Annotated in this window: 25 protein-coding genes, 1 tRNA gene and 1 other RNA gene; 11 read left to right on the top strand and 16 right to left on the bottom strand. The window is 38.2% G+C overall.

Annotated features, from left to right (window positions below; all coding sequences use genetic code 11):
* Nucleotides 1–40 precede the first annotated feature (40 nt).
* The gene (locus RI845_RS05995) at nucleotides 41–742 is read left to right on the top strand and encodes a glutathione S-transferase (RefSeq protein WP_348388839.1); all 702 of its coding nucleotides are present in this window, start codon (nucleotides 41–43) and stop codon (nucleotides 740–742) included.
* Nucleotides 743–921: 179 nt separating this feature from the next.
* Here RI845_RS05995 and RI845_RS06000 read toward each other — a convergent pair whose 3' ends face one another.
* From RI845_RS06000 to RI845_RS06015, 4 genes are all read right to left on the bottom strand, one after another.
* The gene (locus RI845_RS06000) at nucleotides 922–2,124 is read right to left on the bottom strand and encodes a serine hydrolase domain-containing protein (RefSeq protein WP_348388840.1); all 1,203 of its coding nucleotides are present in this window, start codon (nucleotides 2,122–2,124) and stop codon (nucleotides 922–924) included.
* 106 nt (nucleotides 2,125–2,230) lie between these two features.
* Complete coding sequence (locus RI845_RS06005; RefSeq protein ID WP_348388841.1) at nucleotides 2,231–3,085, bottom strand: TolB family protein; 855 nt, start codon at nucleotides 3,083–3,085, stop codon at nucleotides 2,231–2,233.
* A 44-nt stretch (nucleotides 3,086–3,129) separates the two neighbouring features.
* Entirely contained in the window at nucleotides 3,130–3,981 is an 852-nt protein-coding gene (locus tag RI845_RS06010) for a hypothetical protein (RefSeq protein ID WP_348388842.1), read from the bottom strand.
* A 3-nt stretch (nucleotides 3,982–3,984) separates the two neighbouring features.
* The gene (locus RI845_RS06015; protein ID WP_348388843.1) at nucleotides 3,985–4,836 is read right to left on the bottom strand and encodes an alpha/beta hydrolase; all 852 of its coding nucleotides are present in this window, start codon (nucleotides 4,834–4,836) and stop codon (nucleotides 3,985–3,987) included.
* 246 nt (nucleotides 4,837–5,082) lie between these two features.
* On the opposite strand from RI845_RS06015, the gene RI845_RS06020 reads away from it, so the two are divergent.
* Entirely contained in the window at nucleotides 5,083–7,317 is a 2,235-nt protein-coding gene (locus RI845_RS06020) for a winged helix-turn-helix domain-containing protein (protein WP_348388844.1), read from the top strand.
* A 65-nt stretch (nucleotides 7,318–7,382) separates the two neighbouring features.
* Here RI845_RS06020 and ssrA read toward each other — a convergent pair.
* Nucleotides 7,383–7,733: a transfer-messenger RNA gene (gene ssrA, locus RI845_RS06025) on the bottom strand.
* A 226-nt stretch (nucleotides 7,734–7,959) separates the two neighbouring features.
* On the opposite strand from ssrA, the gene RI845_RS06030 reads away from it, so the two are divergent.
* Nucleotides 7,960–8,427 carry a hotdog fold domain-containing protein gene (locus RI845_RS06030; RefSeq protein ID WP_348388845.1) on the top strand — a complete coding sequence of 156 codons (468 nt, stop codon included), beginning with the start codon at nucleotides 7,960–7,962 and terminating at the stop codon, nucleotides 8,425–8,427.
* 94 nt (nucleotides 8,428–8,521) lie between these two features.
* On the opposite strand, the gene smpB is transcribed toward RI845_RS06030, so the two are convergent.
* Complete coding sequence (gene smpB, locus RI845_RS06035; protein ID WP_348388846.1) at nucleotides 8,522–9,001, bottom strand: SsrA-binding protein SmpB; 480 nt, start codon at nucleotides 8,999–9,001, stop codon at nucleotides 8,522–8,524.
* 170 nt (nucleotides 9,002–9,171) lie between these two features.
* Here smpB and RI845_RS06040 point away from each other — a divergent pair, with 170 nt between their 5' ends.
* Nucleotides 9,172–9,600: a type II toxin-antitoxin system RatA family toxin gene (locus RI845_RS06040; protein WP_348388847.1), complete on the top strand. Its 429-nt coding sequence runs from the start codon at nucleotides 9,172–9,174 to the stop codon at nucleotides 9,598–9,600.
* A 1-nt stretch (nucleotide 9,601) separates the two neighbouring features.
* On the top strand, nucleotides 9,602–9,955 hold the full coding sequence (locus RI845_RS06045) for an RnfH family protein (RefSeq protein WP_348388848.1): 354 nt from the start codon (nucleotides 9,602–9,604) through the stop codon (nucleotides 9,953–9,955).
* 21 nt (nucleotides 9,956–9,976) lie between these two features.
* Here the strand turns inward: RI845_RS06045 and RI845_RS06050 are convergent, their stop codons facing one another.
* From RI845_RS06050 to tkt, 7 genes are all read right to left on the bottom strand, one after another.
* Nucleotides 9,977–10,363 (bottom strand): hypothetical protein, encoded by a 387-nt coding sequence (locus RI845_RS06050; protein WP_348388849.1) that lies wholly within the window; start codon nucleotides 10,361–10,363, stop codon nucleotides 9,977–9,979.
* 157 nt (nucleotides 10,364–10,520) lie between these two features.
* A complete protein-coding gene (locus tag RI845_RS06055; RefSeq protein WP_348388850.1) occupies nucleotides 10,521–11,456 on the bottom strand; it encodes a LysR family transcriptional regulator in 936 nt (311 codons plus the stop codon).
* Between the two features lie 136 nt (nucleotides 11,457–11,592).
* Nucleotides 11,593–12,498 (bottom strand): DUF481 domain-containing protein, encoded by a 906-nt coding sequence (locus tag RI845_RS06060; protein WP_348388851.1) that lies wholly within the window; start codon nucleotides 12,496–12,498, stop codon nucleotides 11,593–11,595.
* Nucleotides 12,499–12,677: 179 nt separating this feature from the next.
* Entirely contained in the window at nucleotides 12,678–13,742 is a 1,065-nt protein-coding gene (gene fba, locus RI845_RS06065; protein ID WP_348388852.1) for a class II fructose-bisphosphate aldolase, read from the bottom strand.
* Between the two features lie 99 nt (nucleotides 13,743–13,841).
* Entirely contained in the window at nucleotides 13,842–15,020 is a 1,179-nt protein-coding gene (locus RI845_RS06070) for a phosphoglycerate kinase (RefSeq protein WP_348388853.1), read from the bottom strand.
* Nucleotides 15,021–15,094: 74 nt separating this feature from the next.
* The gene (gene epd, locus RI845_RS06075) at nucleotides 15,095–16,108 is read right to left on the bottom strand and encodes an erythrose-4-phosphate dehydrogenase (RefSeq protein WP_348388854.1); all 1,014 of its coding nucleotides are present in this window, start codon (nucleotides 16,106–16,108) and stop codon (nucleotides 15,095–15,097) included.
* A 53-nt stretch (nucleotides 16,109–16,161) separates the two neighbouring features.
* Complete coding sequence (gene tkt, locus RI845_RS06080; RefSeq protein WP_348388855.1) at nucleotides 16,162–18,150, bottom strand: transketolase; 1,989 nt, start codon at nucleotides 18,148–18,150, stop codon at nucleotides 16,162–16,164.
* A 541-nt stretch (nucleotides 18,151–18,691) separates the two neighbouring features.
* Between tkt and RI845_RS06085 the strand changes: the two genes are divergently transcribed.
* Nucleotides 18,692–18,832, top strand: a complete 141-nt coding sequence (locus RI845_RS06085; RefSeq protein ID WP_348388856.1) for a hypothetical protein — start codon at nucleotides 18,692–18,694, stop codon at nucleotides 18,830–18,832.
* 137 nt (nucleotides 18,833–18,969) lie between these two features.
* Here RI845_RS06085 and RI845_RS06090 read toward each other — a convergent pair.
* Nucleotides 18,970–19,046 (bottom strand) — tRNA-Arg (locus RI845_RS06090).
* Between the two features lie 461 nt (nucleotides 19,047–19,507).
* Here RI845_RS06090 and RI845_RS06095 point away from each other — a divergent pair.
* The 4 genes from RI845_RS06095 (at nucleotide 19,508) to RI845_RS06110 (ending at nucleotide 23,785) form a co-directional block, all read left to right on the top strand.
* Nucleotides 19,508–20,197 carry a flagellar hook assembly protein FlgD gene (locus tag RI845_RS06095; RefSeq protein WP_348388857.1) on the top strand — a complete coding sequence of 230 codons (690 nt, stop codon included), beginning with the start codon at nucleotides 19,508–19,510 and terminating at the stop codon, nucleotides 20,195–20,197.
* 194 nt (nucleotides 20,198–20,391) lie between these two features.
* Entirely contained in the window at nucleotides 20,392–21,504 is a 1,113-nt protein-coding gene (locus tag RI845_RS06100; RefSeq protein WP_348388858.1) for a sensor histidine kinase, read from the top strand.
* A 24-nt stretch (nucleotides 21,505–21,528) separates the two neighbouring features.
* Nucleotides 21,529–22,860, top strand: a complete 1,332-nt coding sequence (locus RI845_RS06105) for a sigma-54-dependent transcriptional regulator (protein ID WP_348388859.1) — start codon at nucleotides 21,529–21,531, stop codon at nucleotides 22,858–22,860.
* 160 nt (nucleotides 22,861–23,020) lie between these two features.
* On the top strand, nucleotides 23,021–23,785 hold the full coding sequence (locus tag RI845_RS06110; RefSeq protein WP_348388860.1) for an MlaA family lipoprotein: 765 nt from the start codon (nucleotides 23,021–23,023) through the stop codon (nucleotides 23,783–23,785).
* A 90-nt stretch (nucleotides 23,786–23,875) separates the two neighbouring features.
* On the opposite strand, the gene can is transcribed toward RI845_RS06110, so the two are convergent.
* Nucleotides 23,876–24,475 carry a carbonate dehydratase gene (can, locus tag RI845_RS06115; protein ID WP_348388861.1) on the bottom strand — a complete coding sequence of 200 codons (600 nt, stop codon included), beginning with the start codon at nucleotides 24,473–24,475 and terminating at the stop codon, nucleotides 23,876–23,878.
* A 137-nt stretch (nucleotides 24,476–24,612) separates the two neighbouring features.
* On the opposite strand from can, the gene RI845_RS06120 reads away from it, so the two are divergent.
* Nucleotides 24,613–24,891 carry a peptidylprolyl isomerase gene (locus RI845_RS06120; RefSeq protein WP_348388862.1) on the top strand — a complete coding sequence of 93 codons (279 nt, stop codon included), beginning with the start codon at nucleotides 24,613–24,615 and terminating at the stop codon, nucleotides 24,889–24,891.
* Nucleotides 24,892–24,917: 26 nt separating this feature from the next.
* Here RI845_RS06120 and RI845_RS06125 read toward each other — a convergent pair whose 3' ends face one another.
* The gene (locus tag RI845_RS06125) at nucleotides 24,918–25,076 is read right to left on the bottom strand and encodes a DUF2897 family protein (protein WP_348388863.1); all 159 of its coding nucleotides are present in this window, start codon (nucleotides 25,074–25,076) and stop codon (nucleotides 24,918–24,920) included.
* Between the last annotated feature and the right edge of the window lie 66 nt (nucleotides 25,077–25,142).

Consider the following 25,142-nt stretch of genomic DNA (forward strand, 5'->3'; position numbering starts at 1 on the left):
TACCGTTATAATTATTGATGGCACTGGAAAACACATATCAATGAATGAAAGTATTAATAAAAGTAGAGCAAAAACTGACGCGCTCCCCATTCTTTATTCGTTAAGAAACTGCCCTTATGCAATGCGCGCAAGAGTCGCTATTTTTAAAGCAAAGCATACAGTGTTGCTGCGTGATTTAGTGCTGAGCAATAAACCAGAAGAAATGCTGATTGCATCGCCCAAAGCCACAGTGCCAGTGGTCGTACTAGAAAATGGTACAGTAATCGAAGAAAGCTTGGACGTTATGTTGTGGGCTTTAAACAAAAGTGACCCTGATGATTTATTGCGTAACAAAGTAAATAGCGGTGTTGATAATTCGCTCTCTGAAATGCTTAATTTAATTAACGAATTTGATAATGACTTTAAGGACAGTTTAGAGCAATACAAATGTGCTAAGCGTTATAAAGAAACTAACGTTGTTGAATGTAGAGAAAGGTGCGAACTATACATTAAGATGTTAGAGCAACGCTTAACGTCACATGCTTTTTTGATGTCGGATAAAGAAAGTCTGCTCGATATTGCACTTATGCCGTTTATTCGCCAGTTTGCCAGAGTAGAGCGCCAGTGGTACTTACAGTCGCCTTATCCAAAATTACGACAATGGTTGAACAACTATTTGCAAAGCCCTATGTTTACAAAAGTGATGGCAAAATATCCGTTGTGGAAAGACACACATGAAGATGTGTTGTTTGGTGCTTTATAGCTAAGGTAAATAGTGACCGTACTCAAATAAGCTGACTTTTCAGCAATTCGCTTTTATGACTTCTTTGGGCGTAAAACTGAATTAAACAGCGATTAAACTTCCGTTGTTAGTTTAATAGCTGTCATCTCAGTTTTATTTTAAAACCATTAATAACCAAACCTTATGGCTGTCTTTGTATTCTATTGGATGAAAGCTGGAAGGAGCCTTTCTGCCGTCAGCTGCATGGCATTATTTTCCATCGCATGAGCGGTAAATACGACCGCTAAGTCAAGCTCTTCGAATGTTAAAATGTATTGTTCACCACCACCCCAAGCAAATTTTGCATCATAGCTTTTTTCTGCGACTTTAAAATCCGTTTGATACCAATAGTAGCCATATGAAAAACTGTCGGGTATCCACTCCTCGGTGGGTTTAGTTATCTTATTGGTAGCAGCGTTTAAATAAGCTGCTGAAATAATTTGTTCGCCCTGCCATTTTCCATTGTTTTTAACCAGTGTAGCCACCTTGAGCATATCGCGTGAAGTTAAACTAGAGCCTACCTCTGCTATAGGTATACCATTGACATCATCCTTCCAGCCGTAAACAGTGATGCCTATTTTAGCGAGTACTTCATTCTTGATAAAATCTTTAGCAGAGCCCGGAACAACGCTGTTAAGGACTTGCATCACAATTCGTGGATCTGCATCTTGATATTTAAACGTTTGAGATTCAGGAGAAATAGCTTCACTATGTTGCAAAAATTCTTGAGTGATATTAGAGCCTTTTATTTTAGTAATGTTATCCATGATTAGTTTTTGCCTTTCAGCACTGACGCGGATCCCTGAACTCATAGTCATTGCCTGATGAAGCGTAATATTTTCTGTACCTTCCGCTACTTTTTCAAGGTCAAGATCTTCAATGAAGTTGACAATGGGTTTATTTAAATCTGCCATTGTCAGGTGCCCTAATTGAATTGCTCGCCCAATCGCTAACGATAGATAAGCCTTGGTAACAGAGGCTTGGAAGTGAGGTAAATCAATACGGCCTCTGGCGTAGTAAGACTCAAAGATCAGTTTATTTTTATGAGAAATAAGCATGCTATCGTATAGGCCATCTTTATTGTCTGCGATCTCCTGCGCCATCTTAACAATTATGTTTTTATTGCCGCCATCGATGCCTAATTCACCGACAGAAATATCGTCTTTTCTTTTACCTGGGGCAGTATCTATAAAGGCTTTATCAAGATAAGCCATATCCCAGAATGAGACCTTGGCGTCTTCGGCTGTAGCCTGTGGCGCGGAGCTGTCAATTTCTTTGACATTTTCTTCGGTGTATGCAGCAACAAGGCTGCTAAAACAGCTTAAAAGCGCAACCGCGATTAAGCTTTTTAAATTGATATTCATAACTTTTCCTATAGTTTATTTCACTACCTGTACTTAATTTGATTCGAAATAGTGCACTTTTATATCGGCTCTATATTTTCGACTTTTGTTCTCGTTATATGGTTAATTATTTGGCTCTGAGGACATCAATAATCTGTGCATCCACCCAGTAGATATCTATATTTCCCTCGTCGTCCATGCCTCTATTAAAGAGAATGTATTTACCGTCGGGGGTAACACTTGCATAAAATTCTGCTTTGTCAGAATTCACGTTGTCCCCCATATTAATAGCAGGTCCCCATGAACCATCTTTTTGTCGATAACTAATATAAATATCAGTATCACCAAACCCACCAGCACGTTCACTATCCCAAATCAGGTAGCTTTCGTCCGGCGCGATAAAAGGGTGAGCTGTCCATTTGCCAGTGTTGACCACGGAACTCATTTTTTTGGGCGCTTGTCGTTTTCCGTCTTTAACGGTTGATATCCGAATTACGTCATTGCTTTTATAATCGTCAAAAACATAGGTTTGTTCGACGGAGGTCGACAAGCGCATGATGCCCCAGTCTTTACGGTCAAACATCGGTCCAAGGCTTTTTTGCTCTGACCAGCCATCGCCTATGCGATCCTTATAGCCTTTTGCCATGTGCATACGCTTGCCGTCAGGGGAAAATACGATTTCACCAGTTCGCGGGAATTCAATGTACTTCTTCCAGACATTGTTTTCTTGGCGAAAGCCAGTAACGGTGGCGCTTTTGCGGTTTGAGGTGAAGTAAAACTCCTTCATGCCGGGGGCAAACACCCCCTCAAGCTCCCATCCTTCTTTGGATATGATGCCTGGTGCAAACGGCTCTGCTACCATGCCCGGTGGCTTTTGCCCCATGTAAGGCCCTTCCATAACCGGATATTCATCTTGAGCATAACTCTGACTAATCATCGTTAAGGCAGATAAAAGAGAGAGGAAAATAGTTAAACGTTTCATAATTGATCCCTATTTAAAGCTAATTTTAATTTTTCTTTAATGGCTTACTGTTTAGGTCTAAGCGTTTCAATAATCTGTGCATCGACCCAATACATCCCGGCATTTTCCTCACTCACGTATCTGTTAAAGAAAAGATACTTTCCGTCTGGCGTTACAATGGGTCCACCTTCATTACCATTTGTGTTTATTGTTTCCCCCAAATTAATAGCAGCCCCCCATGAGCCATCTTTCTGCCGAAAAGAAATGTATAAATCACTGCCACCATATCCATTGTTTCCTTGGTCATCCCAGAGCAAATAAGATTCATCGGGTGCAATGAAGGGATGCGCGTTCCAGTCTCCAAAATCAATGTTCACTGCTTTTGGTTTTTCATGTTTACCGTCGATTAATCGAGAATAACGGATAGGGCCAGATTCAGTTGCCTCATCAAAATAGTAAGTGCCATTGGATGAAGACATCAGACGCATAATACGGAAGTCTTCAAAAACAGGCCCATGGCTTTTTACCTCGGACCATCCATTCTCAGTGCGCTCCATAAAACGCTTGCCCAAATGCATCGTCTTGCCGTCAGGCGTAAGAATAGGGCGACCAACTCTGGGCCCAACCAAAGATTCATGCCATTGATTATTTTCTAATGTAAAGGTTATTAATGACCACTTGCCATCTTTGTGTCTTCTCGTAAAATAAAATTCTTTCATATCAGGTGAGAAGAAGCCGCTACCGTCACGATGTTCTTTGGAATGGCCTTTCGGAGCAAAAGCTTTAGGGGTGGAGCCCGGTGGATTTTGCCCAACATAAGGGCCTTCAAGAACAGGTTGCTTATCGTGTGCATAGCTTTTACTACTCATCGTTAGGGTAGTAAGCAACACAACCATATAAATACTGATTAGTTTCATTTTTTATCCTTTCTCTTTTGTTAAGCTTGATAACCATTTCACGCTACGAACGCCAACCATAGGAAACGAGTCACTATGGCCAGAAGATTTAATTACTACCTGCTTTATTGATGATAATGCTTGATAGTCTTTTTTCTTTAACTGAGCAATAAAATCTTCGACATGCACCGCCAATTCTTGCTCCAATTCTCCATAGGTAATAAACAAATTGATCTTTTGTTCTTTACTTTTTAATGCGGCATTTTCAAGGGAAAAAAGTAATGGAATATCTCGCCATAGCGATGGGCTACCTAAGATGTAGTTTTTAAAGGTGTCGGGATGTGTCATTAAGGCGTAAGTACCAAATAAGCCACCTAAGGAAAAGCCAAAATAAGTTCTATTACTCGGATCAGTTCGATAGTTGCTTTCGATAAACGTAATGACATCATTGCGAATAAACGTTAGATGAGTACTGGCTTGTCCAAATTGATATTTAGCCTGACGTTCAGGGTTGCTTGACTTGCTTATAGAATAATCTCGAGCTCTACTGTCATGTACCCCTGAAGCTTTATTAAGGTCTTTTTGATGGGAAATTCCAACCAAAATAACCTCTTCCATCAAGAATTCAGTACCCGATAATAGTTCGATGTGCGTATCTGCATCGGTAAAATAAATAACAGGATAGATTTTATCTTTATTTTTTGTATATCCCTCGGGCAACTTTACATAAAGCTCGTATTGCCTGTCAGCTTGAGTATCTTTAATAGGAACGACTTGTATTCTTGGCAATGTTAAATCTCTTGCTTCGCTCGCTTCAATTGTTAGAAAAGGCAAAAAAAACATAACAACTAAAGCTAAAATTTTCTTCATATTCATAAATTTATCCATTTTTATATTGCTGCATTGAATTTAATATTTTGGCTAGAGCTGAATTTATATGAATCGAAACTAAAATACCTGACGTGCTACTGAATTTTCGCTGATTTCTCGCTGACTACCAGGTTTACCTTTATTATCAAATAGATATAAAGTATGTTAAATGCAATTTGGGTTTGTGCTAGGATAAACCTTCCCTTTAAAACTCTCTTTTGAGTAACAACTTTAATTCTGGTAAGCGTTTATATGGCAGTACAATATTGGGTCGGTGACTTCTTTGTCGATTTATCTAGGAATCAAGTCACTCAGAAAGAGAAATCGCAAACGATTGCGCCTAAAGCTTTAGCTGTTTTAACCTACTTGGCTGAAAATCAGGGCCGAGTGGTTAGTTACGATGAATTGTTTACTAAAGTATGGCCGGACACTGTAGTAACACCTAATACATTACAAAGAAGCATCGCACAATTAAGAAAGGTATTAGGTCAAGACACTAACGTTCAATCCTATATTAAGACACATGCTAAACAAGGATATAGCCTGGAGTGTTATGTTAAATGGCATGATGAAACACAAACTCAACCAGAAACAGTAGGAGAAGCTGTAAAAGACCTAGCAATAGCTGCCAGTTCACCTGAAAATGAAACCAGCAATACTACTGTTAATACCGAAACTGAGGCAGCAGATAAAGAACAACCCCCAAGGTCATTTTTTAAACTGATGATTGCTGTTGTTGGTATTGTTATTTTGACTTTTATCAGTTTCAACTACCTAGCACCAACGCAATCATTAAGCTTATCTTTTGGCGAGTTACGGTTATTAACAGCCACTGACAACAAAGAGTATGCGGGCATTTATTCGCCTGATGGTGAATACATTGTTTTCAACCGCTATTCACAAGAAGTATGCGTTAATAGTAATCTCTGGGCAAAAAACATCAAAACCCAGAAAGAATCCCAACTAACAAAAAACTGGGGTCGCTATGGTAGCCACAGTTTCTCTAAAGACGGAAAGAAGCTGGTATTTATAGAATCAACAGATTGCACGCAACCTATGGTCCAGAAGGAATGTTATGAATTAAAGACCTTAGATTTTGAAAAAGCCCTTGCAGCACCTCAATCTCCGACTTTACTAATGGAGTGCAAAAACTCAAGAATAACCAAGGCTACATGGCTCAATAATAATGATATTGCTTTTTTTCAGGAGCTTTCTAATCGTTGGAAGTTAACCCGCTATTCTATAGCGGACAACAAAAGTAAGGTTATATACGAACTGGAAGAAGGTAACTTAGTTGACTATGACTATTCCGTTAAAGACAATCTCATCGCGTTAATCACTACCCACAATGATGGTAAGCACTACATTGAAATACTAAAGCCTGATGGCCAGCTTTTATCCAGTCATCAGATTGAATATCCTCCAGAGATAGCAAACTTTAAAAATATCTATCCAAACTTTACGCCAACAAGTGAACTACTTATTTTTAGCACTGGGAGACAACTCTTTACTCTAACTCATGACGGTAAGATTACTAATATTAGTCTGCCACTTGATGAACCAATGGGGTCACCAATATTTCACCCCAATGGCAAACGTGCGCTGGTGATTAAAGGAAATTGGGATAGTGATATCGCGACGATACCACTATCACAGATAATTGAGTCACAGATAGCAATGTCACAATTAAGCCAGACTCAAGTAGACCAATCTCTATCCACAGTGGGTAACAATGACTCAGTTCCTGTTCCGACAATACTGGAACGTTCAACACTGGCAGAAGACAACGCCATTTACCAACCTAATGGTGAGTTAATCGCTTTTAAATCAGCTCGCTTTGGCGATTATCAAATTTGGTTAACTGATGGCAATGGCGCACAGCAACTCTCCAATTTTAGGATGGATTCTTCTATTAACGGGATGAGCTGGGCCGCTGATGGTCAGAGTATTTTAGCCAATGTTAATAATAGTCTCACTCAGACATCTTTAGATTCAAGCCAAACATCCTTTCCATTCGACCACCGAATAGAACAACTTTATCAATGGAATAGTGAAGATAATACCGCTTTATTGCTTGTACGCATCAAAGGCGTATTAAAGTTTGGTGAGTTCAATCTGAATAACTCAGAGTTTAGCGTCATTACAGACAAGAAAGTCAACTGGGCGCTAAAAAGTGAAGATGGTCGATTAATTTACACCGATCAGTTGGATCGATTTTGGCAGCCAGGTCCCGCCGAAGACCAACTGATTGAATCATTAGGCAGCCAAGGAAGCGATAAAGGATTCATAATAAAAAACAATGTGATTTATGGTATTAATGAGGAATTTCAATTGTGGTCTTATGATCTTAACGAAGATACATTTGAGCTCCTAGGGAATATACCTACTAACGTTGATTTCATAACCGACATTAATCAGAGTGACATTCTTTTTACACTACGTATTACCGCAAAAAAAGAAGTTGCTGAACTGACTTTAAGGCAATAAAAAACCCGTAAAACAGTCAGGTTACTGTATTTACGGGCTTTAAAGGTTCATAAAGAACCTTGGTGTGGTGGAGCGGGGGGGATTTGAACCCCCGTCCGAAAAACCTACATCCTCGGTACTACATGCTTAGTCGCTCATTTATTTAACCAGTCAGACGCCAAGCGACAGGCTTCATTCTGGTGAGTCTGATACTGTTTCGCGGTTCACCGTCAGACACAGTTCCCTCGCTAACCTATTTGGGGTGACCATCGATCCTCTAAACAACAGGTGAATTTACGAGGGGATGGCTAGCCTTAAGCGGCTAGTGCGAACGTTTCGTCGTTAGCAATTATAGTTTTGCGGCTTTTTACCAGGCCAACCGCCCCTGGGCATGCACCTTGGGTTTCGTGAATCCCGTCGAATCCTGAATCCGCCCCAAAGGTTCTATCTGTTAACGAAATAACATAATAGATGGTTATTGTATCGCGTATTTAGTGAATAAACAACGCGAGTGATAAACGTACAACTATTGTATTAACATTAGACTTTTAATTGCAATTACGGTTAAAAACCTTATATTATTTATTATTCGCTACACTCATTAGACCAGTTCTGTTAACTTAAGTTCTGTTTTAGTTTATTACTTTTATGAAAGGGTTATACATGGCACAGCCTAAACTGTTAGAAATTTATAATAAATGGCACAAATATTCGTTTGGTAATCGCTTGTTCTCTTGGTTCTTTGCTCGTTGGGCTCCGTATTTTCAAACAATTAAACCGTATGTTGCTGAGCTTCGCCCTGGATATTGTGAAGTGTTAATTAAAAAGCGCAAGATTGTAGAGAATCATATCGGAACAGTGCATGTTATTGCTATATGTAATGGCTTAGAAATGGCGATGGGTGCTGTTTCTGAAGCATCAATTCCATCTCACCTGCGTTGGATCCCAAAAGGTATGAGCCTTGACTACACGGCAAAAGCGGCAACAGATATCCGCTGTGTAGCTGATTTAGCCGACTTAGTTTGGGAGGAAGGGGACTTTTTAGTACCCGTTACTGCTTATGACACAAATAATGTTGTTGTTGTTACCGGTACGATTAAATTATGGGTGAGTAAAAAGCCGGTAAAATAATAATGCTTGATTACATTCATTCATCCCTGAATGAAAAAACGCCAGTTTAAACAAGTTAAACTGGCGTTTATATAGATTCTTTGCAATGCAAATACTATTGAGATTTTTGCTTCATTAGTCGACCTTGATCAACTTTCCATTCTCTATCTTTAATGTCAGCACGTTTGTCATGAGTTTTCTTACCCTTACCAAGACAGAACTCGAGTTTTACCCAGTTCTTTTTCCAATACATTGCGGTTGCAATTAATGAATAGCCTTGACGATCAACTGCGCCAATTAAGCGGTCGAGTTCTCTGCGGTTTAATAGCAGTTTACGATCACGGGTTGGATCACACACTACATGCGATGAAGCAGATAATAACGGGTGAATTTCAGCACCAAGAAGGTACGCTTCTCGGTTTTTAATAAATACGTAACAGTCGGAAATATTCACTTTTCCTTGGCGAATACTTTTTAATTCCCAGCCTTGCAAACTCATGCCAGCTTCAAATTTATCCTCAAGGGCGTATTCATGCCTCGCTTTTTTGTTTAAAGCGATAGTGTTACTTGGTTGTTTAGATTTTTTCTTTGCCATAATGGCGCCTATTATACGTAAGAATTCATACATTGATACTCATAGATTTAAATTTTTCAGAAAAATAGATGAAAAATAATTGCTTGATATGGTGAGCTTTTATTTTGCCTTTGTTATTATAAACAAATCAATAATATCGATATAAATATCGGTATTAACAGGGGAAGTAAATGCCAGCAATAAATCGACACGCATTGGTTATGTACAGTGCTGCAGATATGTATAAATTAATTAATGATGTGGTTTCATACCCTAAATTTTTACCCGGATGTAGCGATTCAAAACTTATCTCACAAACCGATGATAAAATGACTGCATCGTTGTTAGTATCAAAAGGGGGGGTAAAAAAATGGTTTACCACCGAGAATACTTTAGAGCTGAACAAAAAAATCAATATGAATTTAAAAGATGGTCCATTCAAAACGCTATCTGGATATTGGTTATTAACGCCGTTAAGTGATGAAGCGTGTAAAGTTGAGCTCGTATTAGATTATGAATTTTCAAATAAACTGATAGAGATGGCTTTTGGACGTATATTTGATAGTCTAACCAACAACATGGTGTCAGCTTTTACCAATAGAGCTAAAGAGGTTTATTAGAATGTCAGTTGAACAAATTGCGATAGAGCTTGTATATGGCCTGCCTAAACAGCAAACATTGTTATCGTTACAGATCGATGCACAATCTACGGTAGAGCAAGCTATTGCAGAGTCAGGTATTTGTCAAAAGTATGAAGAAATCGATTTAGCCATTAACAAAGTTGGTATCTGGAATAGAGCTGTAAAGCTAGGTCAAATAGTTGAAGATGGCGATAGAATAGAGATATATCGTCCACTTATTGCTGATCCAAAAGAAGTTCGTAAACGTCGAGCTGAAAAAGCTAAAGAAGAAGGGCGCGCTGATTTGGTTACTGGTGGTAGGGTTAACCCTCAACGCTCAAAAACAAAAGATTAAATTGTTAATTGAATAACGGAATTAAAAAAATAGGTTAACAAGCCTAGTAGTTTTACATTCTTGATCTATATTTTCATTTTCATCTTGAGCAAATACACTATCTACCAGTGCCATGAAGTACTGAATTTTATCTTGAGCTCGCATAGCCATAGCAAAAACACTGTTTGATGTTTTTACTGGGTGTGAACTATATGCAGAAAAATTATCTACTACCACTAATTGCGCTAATGGTTTATTCATTATTGCGTCGTAAGCATTAAAGTAGCTGCCGGTAACTGTCTTTATAGTTACATGCATATCTTTAGTGAAGTTTACTTTACTGTCTTCAACGGCTTGAGCAGACATTGGTAATCCAATACCTATTAATGCCGCTAATAAAAAACTCTTAATGTTAATATTCGTCTTCATTGTTCCCACCCCATTTGAGTCACATCTGAATTAGAAAGGTAAAATATTTTTGCTAAGTGTAACTTATGTTAACTAAATGTTAAAAGATAGTGCTATTAGACAAATTGCTGTATTTATACGATGAATGGCTATTAATCATTATTTCTTGCTTTTTTATTTAACATTGCTTCGCAACGTCATCCACTAAGTGTCTGAACCATATATGGCTAGGCTCATGATGCAGTAATGGTGACCAAATCATTTTTAATTCAATATCGGGTATAGCAAATGGTGCATCTAAAATAGCATAACCTGCATTTTCGTTATGGATCATTGCTGCCTTTTTGGGCAAGGTAGCAATAATTTGATCGTCATGTGCTAATTGCATAGCCACATGATAATTACGAGTAAATATTTTTATGTCTCGTTGTTTGCCAATACTTGCAAGTGCTTCATCTACCCAGCCAAGTTTTTGTACATCTTTCGGGTTCATGCCCAAGCCAACTCCAAATCCTGTTTTAGAAACCCAAACGTGTTTGCTAGCCAGGTAACTGTTTAAATCAAAGTTTTCTAAAATGGGGTTTGAGCTTCTTGTTAAGCATGAAAAACCATCACGCCAAAGTACTTTTTGATGGAATGATTGTGGTAATTGATCAAATAAATTAATCGCCATATCTATTTTTCCATCTTCAACGTCATGAAACGTTACATCGCTGGGAGTCATGATATCTATAGTAATGTTTGGCGCTATTTTATTAATATGTTCTAACAGCTTTGGAAGTAGGGTAGATGCAGCATAGTCACTGGCCATTAACCTAAAAACCCGTCTACTACTTAATGGCTCAAAATCTTCAACCGTTTGTAATGCTTCCTTGGTTTCTAATAAAATTTTACGAATTTTAGGTGCTAAAGAGTTCGCTCTTTCGGTTGCAACCATACCATCGGATGTTCTAACTAAAACCGGGTCGCTTAATAAATTTCTGAGGCGCTTTAAGCTGTTGCTCATTGCTGGTTGGGTAATACCAAGGTGATTAGCTGCTTTAGTGACGTTCTTTTCACGTAGAAGCATATCGAAAGCGACGAGTAGATTTAGATCTATTTTTGTAATATTCATGAAATTAATACACAGATAAAAAGTATAAATTACATGAATTACTGCGTGTTTGCTAGAGGTGAACGTATTACTTGCTTAAAAAAGTGAGCTGTATATGCGGTATTAAGCCCGAATTCACGGGCTTTATTAGAAACTTTTAAATACTGTAAACCAACGTAAGTGAGGTTTCTGTACGAGTATTGGAAATGTCATCTTCAACTTCTGTATTGTGATCTACCGAAAAGGCAAACTTTAATGCTAACGATTCAATTAGTTTAGTTGTGATGGAACTTTCAGAGCGGTATTTACTATTCTCCCCTGATTTTGGGGTATATTCAGCAGAAAGTACCTGCTTGAACTGCATAGTATCAAAAAAACTACGCTCATAGGTTGCAGCTGCACGTATTATGATTGCTTTTTCAGTTTCATTGTTATGATCATCCGTCTCGGCTATTTCATCAACTTTAAAACCAGGACCCACCTCAGCATCAAAAAAGGCTGTATCAGATTCATACCAACGACGACCCCAACCTGCGGCAGTTGAAGCTTGATAGTCAAAACCGTTAAAGCGGTCTGTTTTATATGAGCCATAACCAAACAGGTAATTTTTTCCACCTTCTTCTAAGGTGTAGTTACTTTGTAGTGAACTACCCCATTTTTGATCTGTTGTTTCATAGCGTTTCTCACCATCTTCATCTTCAGATTCTGATTTACGACCAAAAAATTCCATTTTCCAATTAGTTCGCATCTTACCAACTTCATGGTTCAAATCAGACTTTACAATACCAATGGCATAATCGTTATCACCAGTATTGAAAAATGCGCCAACTTCTACAGCACCGCTTATCGACGACGGAGTGATATCACATTCAGGAAACCCGATAAATTCTTCAGGAGGCACTTCATCGGTGAAATGATAACAGTCGGGTTTATCTTCTTCATATAATGAAGAAACAATAGCGTCTATCGCTTCTGCGTTACTAGATTGAACAGAAGATTCATCTTGAGCAATAGCTGAAAATGTAACGCCAGTGAATAATGAGAGGAGCAGAATATTTTTCATTTTATAAATAGATAAAGTTTTTTAACTCTATTCTTTCTTTAAGTTATTTTTATATTAAAAGTTTTAGCCAGAGCATTATAACGAAGTTGACAAATCAGACCAGTAATTTTCAATAGAAAAGGCAATAAAAAAAGGACCCTTAGGCCCTTTTTAATAAAACAGACAGTTAACTAGCTGATTTATTTGATTAACGCGTTTAACTCGCCGTTAATGTATCGGTTATACATGGTGTCTAAAGACACACATTTAATTTTGCTTGCATTACCAGCAGTATTAAATGCTTCATAACGAGCTTTAACAATATCGTACATAGCGTCAGTAGTTACTTGTAAGAATTTACGAGGGTCAAATTCAGATGGGTTATGCGCTAAAAAGCGTCGCACAGCACCTGTAGAAGCAAGACGTAAGTCAGTATCTATGTTTACTTTACGAACACCGTTTTTGATGCCTTCTTGAATTTGTTCAACCGGCACACCATAAGTTTCAGGGATGTTACCGCCATATTCGTTAATTACAGCTAACCATTCTTGTGGAACAGAAGAAGAGCCATGCATTACTAAGTGAGTATTAGGAATACGTGCGTGGATAGCTTTAATACGATCAATAGATAAAATGTCACTTGTTGGTGGACGAGTAAACTTGTATGCACCGTGTGAAGTACCACAAGCGATAGCTAATGCATCTACTTGTGTTTTTTGAACGAAATCAGCCGCTTCTTCTGGATCTGTTAGCATTTGCTCAGCAGTTAATACGCCTTCTGCACCAATGCCATCTTCTTCACCCGCCATGCCGGTTTCTAATGAACCTAAACAGCCAAGTTCACCTTCAACACTAACACCACAAGCGTGAGCCATTTCAACTGTTCTGCGAGTTACGTCTACGTTATATTCATAAGATGAAGGTGTTTTACCGTCTTCACCTAGTGAGCCATCCATCATTACTGATGAAAAACCAAGCTGAATTGAACGCTGACATACTGCCGGCGATGTACCGTGATCTTGGTGCATAACAACTGGGATTTCTGGAAACTCTTCAGTAGCAGCAAGAATAAGGTGACGTAAAAAAGGTGCACCTGCATATTTGCGAGCACCAGCTGACGCTTGTAAAATTACCGGGCTGTCAGTATCGCGAGCGGCAAGCATGATAGCACGTACTTGCTCAAGGTTGTTTACGTTAAACGCAGGAATACCATAGTCAAACTCTGCTGCATGGTCTAGCATTTGACGCATCGAAATTAAAGCCATTACCAACACTCCTTTTGTGTGTAATATAAGCGGTTAACACCACTTTTAGTATAGATTAAAGTTAAAAAAATATATTTTATTCTGTTTAATAGAGCGCGTTTATTGAGCTGCACGTTCTTCTAAAATGGCAACTGCAGGTAATTTCTTACCTTCTAAAAACTCTAAGAAAGCTCCACCACCTGTTGAGATGTAAGAAACTTTGTCAGCAATATCGTATTTATCTACTGCCGCTAATGTATCACCGCCACCAGCAATCGAGAATGCACTTGAGTTAGCAATGGCTTGAGCGATGGCTTTAGTACCTTCACCAAACTGGTCAAACTCAAACACACCTACAGGGCCATTCCAAACGATAGTTCCGGCATTTTCAATAATTGTTGCCAGAGCTTTGGCAGAGTCAGGGCCGATATCAAAAATCATTTCGTCATCAGCAACTTCTGCAACTGGTTTTAATGTCGCAGTTGCACTTTCGGCAAACTCTTTGGCTACAACAACGTCAGTTGGCACCGGAATATCACCATTATTTGCTTTAGCGTCGGCGGTTAAGCGATTTGCTTCATCAATTAAGTCAGCTTCATATAATGATTTACCTACTTGATGGCCATGTGCTGCAATAAATGTGTTGGCAATACCACCGCCAACAACAAGTTGATCAACTACAGTCGCTAGAGATTCTAGTACGGTAAGTTTAGTCGAAACTTTTGAACCACCAACAATTGCCACTAATGGGCGAGCAGGGTTATCAAGTGCTTTACCTAATGCTTCTAATTCACCAGCAAGCAAAGGACCTGCACACGCTATTGGTGCAAACTTGGCAACGCCATGAGTACTTGCTTGTGCACGATGTGCTGTACCAAATGCATCCATTACATAAACATCACAAAGGGCAGCAAGCTTTTCTGATAACTGTTCACAGTTTTTCTTTTCGCCTTTATTAAAACGAATGTTTTCAAAAATCACTAATTCACCAGCCGCGACTTCTACACCGTCTAGGTATTCACTAACTAGCTTAACTGGTTGAGCAAGTGCTTCTGCTAAATAGTCAGCAACCACTTGCATCGAAAACTCACTATTAAACTCACCTTCAGTTGGTCTTCCTAAATGTGACATTACCATTACTTTAGCGCCGGCTTGTAAAGCTAGTTTTAATGTAGGTAATGCAGCTCTTAGGCGAGCATCTGAAGTGATTTTACCGTCTTTTACCGGTACGTTTAAATCTTCGCGTATTAAAACTCGTTTATTCGCAAGTTCAAGATCGGTCATTTTAATGACTGACATAGTAAGTCTCCGTTGGATAATATTTAATCGTTAAATTTTTTAAAGTAATGTTCATCTGCTCTATCTGAAACATGTTACGGCGCCTGATGCATGCTTAGAGCGGTATCTAGCATACGATTGGCAAATCCCCATTCGTTGTCACACCAAACTAACAGTTTTACTAAGCGCTTATGACTTACCCGTGTTGAATTGCCATCAACAATTGAAGAATGTGGGTCATGATTAAAGTCACTGGACACTAAAGGCTCAGTAGTAAAGCCTAATATTCCTGCCAAGTTACCCTGTTGGCCATTTACAATCGCGTCGTTTACAGAGTTTATGTCTACATCAGTATCCAGTGTTACACTCAGGTCCATAGCAGTCACATTAATTGTTGGTACGCGTACGGCAATTGCTTCGAACCGACCTGAAAATTTAGGTAATATTCGCTCAATACCGACGGATAATTTAGTATCCACCGGGATAATCGACTGGCTTGCAGCTCGCGACAGCCTTAAATCATCATGATACGCATCAATTACTTGTTGATCATGCATAGAAGAATGAATGGTTGTAATAGTGCCACTTTCAACGCCGAATGCCTGATCGAGTACTTGAATGACAGGTACAATACAGTTTGTTGTACATGAACCATTAGAAACAATAACGTCTGATGATGTTAATTGTTCATCGTTAATACCATAAATAATGGTTTTATCTACGTCTGTTAATGCTGGCTGCGAGTAGAGAACTTGTTTAGCACCTTGCTTAATGTGTTTTAAAGCATGCTCTTTACTGTGATAAATACCCGTACAATCTAAAACAATATCTACGTCTAGTTGTTGCCAAGGTAAATCATCAATTTCTTTATGATGGAATAATGCAATTTCATCACCCGCAACATTTAACTGGTTGTTTTCATAACTAACAGAATAAGCAAAGCGGCCATGATTGGTGTCATATTTTAATAAATGGGCAATTCCCTCAGGTTTTGCTAATTCATTAATGGCAACAATTTGAAACTGATCGTTGCGACCGGTTTCATAAAGCGCTCGTAAAATACTTCGGCCAATGCGGCCAAAGCCATTTATTGCTATTTTTATTGTCATGATAGTTAATTAATATGTTAAAAAGGCCGATTATAATACCGGCCTTTTTATCGTTATCCTAATAACTCTTTTGCAGTGTTAATTACGTTTTCTACGGTAAAGCCAAATAATTCAAATAGCTCATTTGCAGGAGCTGATTCACCAAACGTTTTCATACCGATAATACGACCATCAAAACCAACATATTTATGCCAGTAATCTTCAATACCAGCTTCTATGGCAATACGAGCTCTAACGTCATTTGGAAGTACAGATTGACGATACGCTTCATCTTGTGCTTCAAACGCTTCAGTACAAGGAATAGATACCACACGAATGTTTTTACCTGATAACTCTTTGCTTGCCGCCATTGCTAATTCAACTTCAGAGCCAGTAGCAATTAAGATCAAATCTGGTGTGCCGGCACAGTCTTTTAGAATATAACCACCACGAGCGATATTAGCTAACTGCTCAGTTGAGCGTTCTTGTTGTTGTAAATTTTGACGGGTAAAGGTTAATGTTGTTGGACCATCAACACGTTCAATTGCCATCTTCCAAGCAACTGCTGACTCAACTGCATCACATGGACGCCAGTTGTACAGGTTTGGTGTCATACGTAAGCTGGCAATTTGTTCTACTGGCTGATGCGTAGGGCCATCTTCACCTAACCCGATAGAGTCATGTGTATAAACAAAAATACTGCGTTGTTTCATTAATGCGGCCATACGAACAGCGTTACGCGCGTATTCAACAAACATTAAGAATGTTGCGCCGTAAGGGATGAAGCTGCCGTGTAAGGCAATACCGTTCATAATCGCAGACATACCAAATTCACGTACGCCGTAGAATAAGTAGTTACCGCTTGCGTCATCTGCTTCAATGCCTTTTGAGCCTGACCATAACGTAAGGTTAGAGCCAGCTAGATCGGCAGAGCCACCAATAAATTCAGGTAAAATAGGACCATAGCTATTTAAGCAGTTTTGGCTAGCTTTACGGGTAGCAACGTTTGCAGGGTTATTTTGTAAGTCTTGAATATAGTTGTTGGTATATTCTTGCCAGTTTTCAGGTAATTGGCCAGAAGATCTACGTTCAAATTCAGCAGCCAGCTCAGGGTGTGCGGCTTTGTAGCCAGCAAATAACTCATGCCATGCAGCTTCTGCACTTGCACCCTTTTCTTGACCATTCCATGCATCATTAATGTCTTGTGGAATAACAAAAGGAGCGTGTTCCCAGTTCAAGAACTCACGAGTTGCTTTAATTTCGTCATCGCCTAATGGAGCGCCGTGACAATCATGGCTACCACTTTTATTTGGTGAGCCATAACCGATAATAGTTTTACAACAAATTAATGTTGGTTTGTTTGATTCAGCTTTCGCTTCAACAATTGCAGCAAGAATTTCTTCAGGATTGTGACCATCTACTGAAAGAACTTGCCAGCCGTATGCTTTAAATCGTGCTGGAGTATCATCTGAAAACCAACCTTCAACTTCACCGTCAATTGAAATGCCATTGTCATCCCAAAATGCAATAAGTTTGCCTAATCCTAAAGTACCCGCTAAAGAACATGCTTCATGAGAGATACCTTCCATTAAACAACCATCACCCATAAAGGTATAAGTGTGGTGGTCAACAATTTCAAAGTTATCTTGGTTAAATTGTGCCGCTAATGTTTTCTCTGCGATTGCAAAGCCTACAGCGTTAGTAATACCTTGGCCTAATGGGCCGGTAGTTGTTTCAACACCAGGTGTGTAACCATATTCTGGGTGACCTGGAGTTTTTGAATGTAATTGACGGAAGTCTTTTAAGTCATCAATTGATACATCATAGCCAGTTAAGTGCAGTAATGAATATATAAGCATAGAGCCATGGCCGTTAGACAAAATGAAACGGTCACGATCAACCCAGTTAGGATTGTTAGGATTGTGCTTAAGGTGATCACACCATAAAGCTTGGGCAATATCTGCCATACCCATTGGGGCACCAGGGTGTCCAGATTTTGCTTTTTGGACAGCATCCATACTTAAAACTCGAATTGCATTGGCCTGATCTTGACGCGATGGCATAAGTGCTCCACTTAAATAAATTTTAGGTTAAAAAAAACACGCGTATTTTCGCCTACACAGAGCTTTGGTGCAATCAAAAATAGGGCTTTTTTATGTAAAGTTTACGATTAATGCTAAAAAGCAATAAAAGTTGTTTTTAAAGGGGGCTTATGTTTTTGTGGAAATGCTATAAAAATCAGCCCTTTAATTGGTTTTTGATAAGGAAGGGGAATATTTGTTCCTCCTCTGAAAACTTTCAGTTTCACTTCTATTTTTACGTGATGGTTTTAATTAAACTCTTTTTGAATTTATGTGCAATAAAAGTTCATAATTAAAAAAATTAAAAAAAATAAAATTGAATAAATATTTTGTAAGCTATTGTTTTTATATTGTTTAATTGTTTTTGTTTATGTTTTTAGTTAAAGCTTGAGAAAATTGAGTCTATATTTATGTAAAAACACCTTGTTTGTATTGTTTAAAACATATACATTATTTTGTATCAATTATGTAACACGATTGATAAACAACAATAATAATAACTACAAATATTCAGGCTAAAGTCATGAACAAAACGTCTATGAGGGAGGTAAAACTTAGTACTGTATTTATTGCGGTGTTAGTTTTAGGCATATCAGCTGGTTTTTCCAGTTCGAATGCAGCTCAAGACATGGAAGTTAGTGAAATTATAAAAGAAGAAAAATAATAAGTAATTATTACAGCTTCATTAAAAGCCTCGCCATGCGAGGTTTTTTTTTGCATCAAGGACGATGGAATGCCAACTTGCCATGAATGGCAGTTAAGTTGGATCAACCCATGAGTGTGCATCGTTAATTATTGAAATGGCGTCCCTGAGACGATTCGAACGTCCGACCTAGCGCTTAGGAGGCGCTTGCTCTATCCAGCTGAGCTACAGAGACACTTTTTTTGTGTTTACAACTCTTCCAAAATACATCATCTATTAAATGTCTGTAAATAGGCAAGTGGCAATAATCGGCAATTTTGTATCAAAATCACAAATTTAAGCGGCAATGCTATGCCGCTCAAAACACTTTCTGTATAAAAAAAGAACAGTATGTTTTTTAGTAGCTTTTTATATTCTGAAATAACTCAATTTATATTTTAATAAATATGCTTTTTAGCCAGCTAAAAAGTACTAATCAATCACTTTTGTATAAAAACTATGCAGCTAATTTTGTATTTGTTTTTAATTAATACAATCATGGCTTTGTGGCATAATTTTTGTATGAATTTTGATATACGTTTGCTTACTATTTAGCTTTGTGCCATTGTCGGAGAGTAGTTAGCGAAGTTATGGCTATTAAACTCTATATTGAGACTAATAATAATTGTCATTTTATGACGAGCTTGGAACTTTTTAGTGGAAGATAAACAAAGTGACCACATGGCAGGAAGCCAGAATTTGTTGAATAAAAGTCAGCAGAGTGATTCTGTAGCCAAACAGGCTACCATAGAGTTGCAGGACTTCTTCGCCAATATTATCCCTGAGCCAATCGATACTACCGTTAAGCACGACATGGATACTGATGAAGTATTCTCCCAGTTACTTGCATCATCAATTAGTCAAAGTATTGATGAGTATAACGATAAGCTGCACAGCAACCCACAAATTAATTCCTCAAGTAAAGCCTTACAAGCCAGCTCTCTGATAGGGCGAAGCGTTCTTGTTGAAGATGGTCATTTTTATATTGAGTATGGTGAATTTGCCACCGGACGTTTACAAATTAAATCCAAAGCCCATCATATTTTTGTTTATGTTGAAAACGAACAAGGCGATATTGTTCGTATAATTCCATTAGGTGACGATTTAATTGGTGATGTAAGTTTTACCTGGAACGGAATAACTCGTACAGGCTCTGTTGCCCCTGAGGGGGAATATCGTTTTATTGTTTCTTGCATCAGCAAAGGTAAGGTTGTTGAGCTTAAAGCGATGACATATAACAAAATAATTCGTGTTACCTTTGACCATACCAGTGATGACGTATGGTTATACTTTGAAAATGATCAAACGATGAATCTTGCTAATGTTGTTGAGATTTTAAAAGAATAAAAAATAGTTACATTATTGTTAAATAGCATAAAAAAATTAATGCTGTTGCTGACTAGAAAATTACCCTATGATGGATAGGTTAGCTAAGTTAGCGCAGGTTTATAAAGCAAACTGAATTAAGCGATAATACTTAATTCAAAAGGGAATGCTTTTTTTAAAAGATTAGATGCTTAGTTAAGTTGGAGAGGTAGAATATGAGCTTGACTCGTGGAGATAATAACAACGAATCCACATCGTCGACAGTCTCAGAGCATGCGGAGAAGAAGTTACTCACGGAAGCATTTTCGGGAGAGCTTGATTTGTTGCGTTTGCAATCTAACCAGCTAAATCAATTATTTGATGTAATGCCTGCTGGAGTGGTTATTATCGATGGTGACGGTATCGTCGTTAAAGCGAACAATGTTGCCAGCAGCTTATTAGGTGTTGAACTTCTAAAACAAGCCTGGATTGATATAATAAAACTTGCGTTTAAACCTAGAGCAGATGATGGTCACGAAGTATCATTAAATGATGGCCGACGCGTGAAACTTGATATTTCATCATTTGGCTCGCAAGCTGGTCAGCTTATCTTAATTACCGATTTAACCGAAACTCGTTTATTACAAGATAAATTAAGCCAAATGCAGCGCTTGTCTGCGTTAGGTCGTATGGTTTCAACACTTGCTCATCAAATTCGTACGCCTTTATCGGCAGCAATGCTGTATTGCTCTAACTTAAGTTCAAAAGCACTGTCTAGTGACAAACGTCAAAATTTTCAAGATAAATTAACATCAAGGCTGCAAGACTTAGAGCAACAAGTAAATGATATGCTGCTGTTTGCTAAAAGTGGTGGTAAACAAGTGGTTGCGGTTATTACTATTAAATCACTGTTAGACGATGCTATTGCAGGCGTAGAAGCACAAATTGATGAAGTGCATGCCGATTTGATTTTAACCATTGAAGATGAAAGCCTGCAAATAATAGCTAATAAAAGTGCCCTTGAAGGGGCAATACAAAATTTAATTCACAACTCATTACAAGTTATTGAAAGTAACGCAATTATAAAAGTTCGTGCCTATCAAAAAGATAACTTTTTGCATATTCATGTGCAAGATAATGGCCGTGGTATTGATGAAACCGAAGCTGAAAAAATATTCGAACCGTTTTATACTTCTAAAGTTCAAGGGACAGGATTAGGGTTAGCAGTAGTAAAATCTGTTGCTAAAGCTCACCATGGTGATGCATCATTAGTGAGTAAAACTGGAGAAGGGGCAGATTTTTGTATTAAATTGCCTCTTTTCAATACTGAAAAAGATAAAACTGAATAGCTAATAATAAATAAAGGGGCAGTAATGACCAGTAAAGTGGTCCTAGTCGTCGAAGATGATCCTGGTTTACGCGAAGCCGTAGTCGATACCTTACACCTTTCAGAATTTGACTGTATTGAAGCAGATTCTGGCGAGGCAGCATTGGTGCTGTTGAAACAACACAAGGTTGATATTGTTGTTTCAGACGTACAGATGGGGGCCATGAGTGGTCTTGCCCTGTTAAAAAATATTAAAACTGGTTGGCCAAACTTACCTGTACTGATCATGACGGCTTACGCAACTATTGATGATGCAGTGCAAGCAATGAAAGATGGTGCTTGTAATTATATTGCTAAACCTTTTGCGCCAGAAGTATTGATCAATATGATCAGCCAATATATGCCCGTTGAGAAAGTGGTTAGCTCTCGTCCAATCGCTGTCGATAAACAAAGCATTCAGTTGCTTGGTTTGGCTGAAAAAGTCGCCAGTACAGACGCTTCTGTGATGATCCTTGGCCCCAGCGGTTCAGGTAAAGAAGTTCTCTCTAAGTTTATTCATAACAACTCTAATCGAGCTGATAATACCTTTGTTGCTATTAATTGCGCTGCTATTCCTGAAAACATGCTTGAAGCTACTCTGTTTGGCTATGAGAAGGGCGCTTTTACCGGAGCTGTTAATGCTTGCCCAGGTAAGTTTGAGCAAGCTCAAGGCGGTACTATCTTATTAGATGAAATTACTGAGATGGATTTAGGTCTGCAAGCAAAAATCTTGCGAGTTATTCAAGAGCGAGAAGTAGAGCGTTTAGGCTCAAGAAAGGTAATTAACTTAGATGTGCGCGTACTTGCAACAAGTAACCGAGATTTAAAACAGGCCGTAAGCGAAGGTGTATTTCGAGAAGATTTATTTTATCGCTTAAATGTTTTCCCATTAACTTGGCCACCATTGTGTAAAAGACCTGAAGATATCCTACCGTTAGCTCATCATATACTTCAGCAATTTAGTCAAAATGAACAGGTAAGCCTAACAGCTGCTGCCGAAATTAAAATAGTAAGCCATCAATGGCCTGGTAATGTTCGAGAATTAGAGAACGTAATTCAGCGAGCCCTTATCATGAAAACTGGTGCCGATATTGATAGCGATGACTTACTTATTGAAGATTTTGTTGAAGCAAAAAGTGAAGATGTTTACATCGCTAGCCAAGAAGAAGAAAATCTTGAAAGTGAATTAAAACAGCAAGAGTTTCAAATTATTTTAGATGCGCTTCGAGCTTGCGATGGTTCACGTAAAGAAGTTGCTGAACGTTTAGGAATAAGCGCCAGAACATTACGTTATAAATTAGCAAAAATGCGCGAAAGCGGTATAGAGCTTCCTGTTTAGCCGTTAAAACAAATTGTTACATTTGAACATTGCAATTAATGCGTGGCAGAAGCTAAAACTCAGTTTATAATACTGGCTACATATACTAATAAAATTAAAACGTAACGATTAATAATATGCACATACATATTATACGCCGTTATGAAGGGACTTTCGTTTTATGCATTTCAAACCTTGGTTTGCTAATATTTTCATAATTTTATCTCTACTGCTGTTACCGGCTTGTTCAACCACTAATGAACAAGGCGACAGTTATTCAGATCCCCGAGATCCACTTGAGTCTATTAACCGCCCATTATGGACGTTTAATTGGGATTATGCTGACAAGTATGTATTTAAACCTGTATCCACTGCTTATGTCGAGTGGGTACCATCACCAGTTCGTTCGGGGGTATATAATGTTGCCCTAAACTTGAATGAACCATTTACCGTTATTAATAACCTTCTGCAGTTGAAATTTCAACGCGCAGGTAAAGCCACAGGCCGATTTGTTTTAAACTCTACCGTGGGATTATTAGGCTGGTTTGATATTGCTAAACACGCTGGTTTATTACGCGAAGAAGAAGAGTTTGGTGAAGTGCTAGGTACATACGGCGTAGGCGATGGACCTTACTTAATGTTACCGGTGCTAGGCCCTAGTTCAGTTAGAGACGAAGTAGGTGATTTGGTTGATGGTTATTATTGGCCATTAGCAATAATTGATTTTTGGCCTAATGTGGCACGTAGATTGGTTATTGCGTTAGAAACTCGTGGGCAACTTGCCGAGCAAGAAGCGTTATTAAATGACTCTTTAGACCCGTATGAGTTCGTTAAAAATGCTTATTTTCAAAATATTAATTACCGTTTGCACGATGGTAACCCGCCTATAGTAGTCGATCAGGAAGAAGAAGATGACCTTGACGACATGCTGGAAGAGTTTGAATAGAGCGGTTAGGTTTATATTCTTTTAAATAAAAAAGCTCAAATCTGAATGTCAGATTTGAGCTTTTTTTATTTGATTATTAAGGCGTATTTATTAGATGTTTGAATCTACGCTAACGTCTAAATCTTTCAAAATTCCATCTTTCAAATTATAAACAAATCCATGTACGCTAATTTCTTGGCCAGTATTCCAAGCATTGATCAACGTTGTTGTTTTTGAAACGTTTCCTACTTGTTCAACCACGTTCAACTCGCATAAGCGATTAGTTAAAGCTTCGCCGGTTAATTGCTTCAATTCTTCTTTATGGAAACGGTAAACATCGCTAATGTGACGTAACCAGTTATCAATCAAGCCATGTTGATTATCATCTAACGACGCAGCAACACCGCCACAGCCGTAGTGACCACAAACGATAATATGCTTTATTTTTAATACTTCTACCGCAAATTGAATTACCGACAAACAGTTTAAGTCGGTATGGATCACTTGGTTGGCAATATTACGGTGCACAAAGACTTCACCAGGTAACATGCCTAATAAATCATTAGCTGGTACACGTGAGTCAGAGCAACCAATCCATAAATACTCTGGAGATTGTTGCTTTGATAACTTGTCGAAAAAGTCAGGCTGTTCTTTACGAATTTGTTCAGCCCAATCTTTATTATTTTTAAATAAATGTGTTAAAGATGCCATAATTTCTCTAAATTAATTATTATTGTTCGTATTGTCTGAAAAACCTTGGATCTTGTAAAGTAGTTTTATTTTATTACTTATTTCTAATTATTTAACTCGCTATGCTAAAATCGGTTTTATTTAATCGAGAATTATTCATGGCCAGAGCAGCACATGCCCTTCATATATTGGTGAAACATAAAGAACAAGCAGAAGATATATTGAAGCAGTTACAAAAAGGCGCAAAATTTCAAACCCTTGCTAAAAAGTTTTCAAGTTGTCCGTCTGGTAAAAAAGGTGGTGACTTAGGGGAGTTTAAGAAAGGCCAAATGGTGGCGCAATTTGATAAGTTTATATTTAGTGGTGAAATTTTAACACCAACAATCGTAAAAACTCGCTTTGGTTATCACATTATAAAAACGCTTTACCGCACTTAACGATGTGCGGCATCATCTAGCCAAAGTTAATCCTGACTTTCCTCTTCATCAAGTTGGCGGTTACGTTGTTTAATTTTGTCGAGTTGTTCACTGGTTAAGTTAAATTTTTTAGCGCTTTTATAAATAAAATAAATGCCGCTGATAATAAACATTAATACCGCAAAGATGATCAACCAAAATGTCATTCAAACATCGTCCTATTAAAATTAAGTGATAAAAAATATAAAGGAGTGCTAACGATTACAGCGCTC

It is taken from the genome of Thalassotalea nanhaiensis (assembly GCF_031583575.1).
GTDB classification, from domain to species: domain Bacteria; phylum Pseudomonadota; class Gammaproteobacteria; order Enterobacterales; family Alteromonadaceae; genus Thalassotalea_A; species Thalassotalea_A nanhaiensis.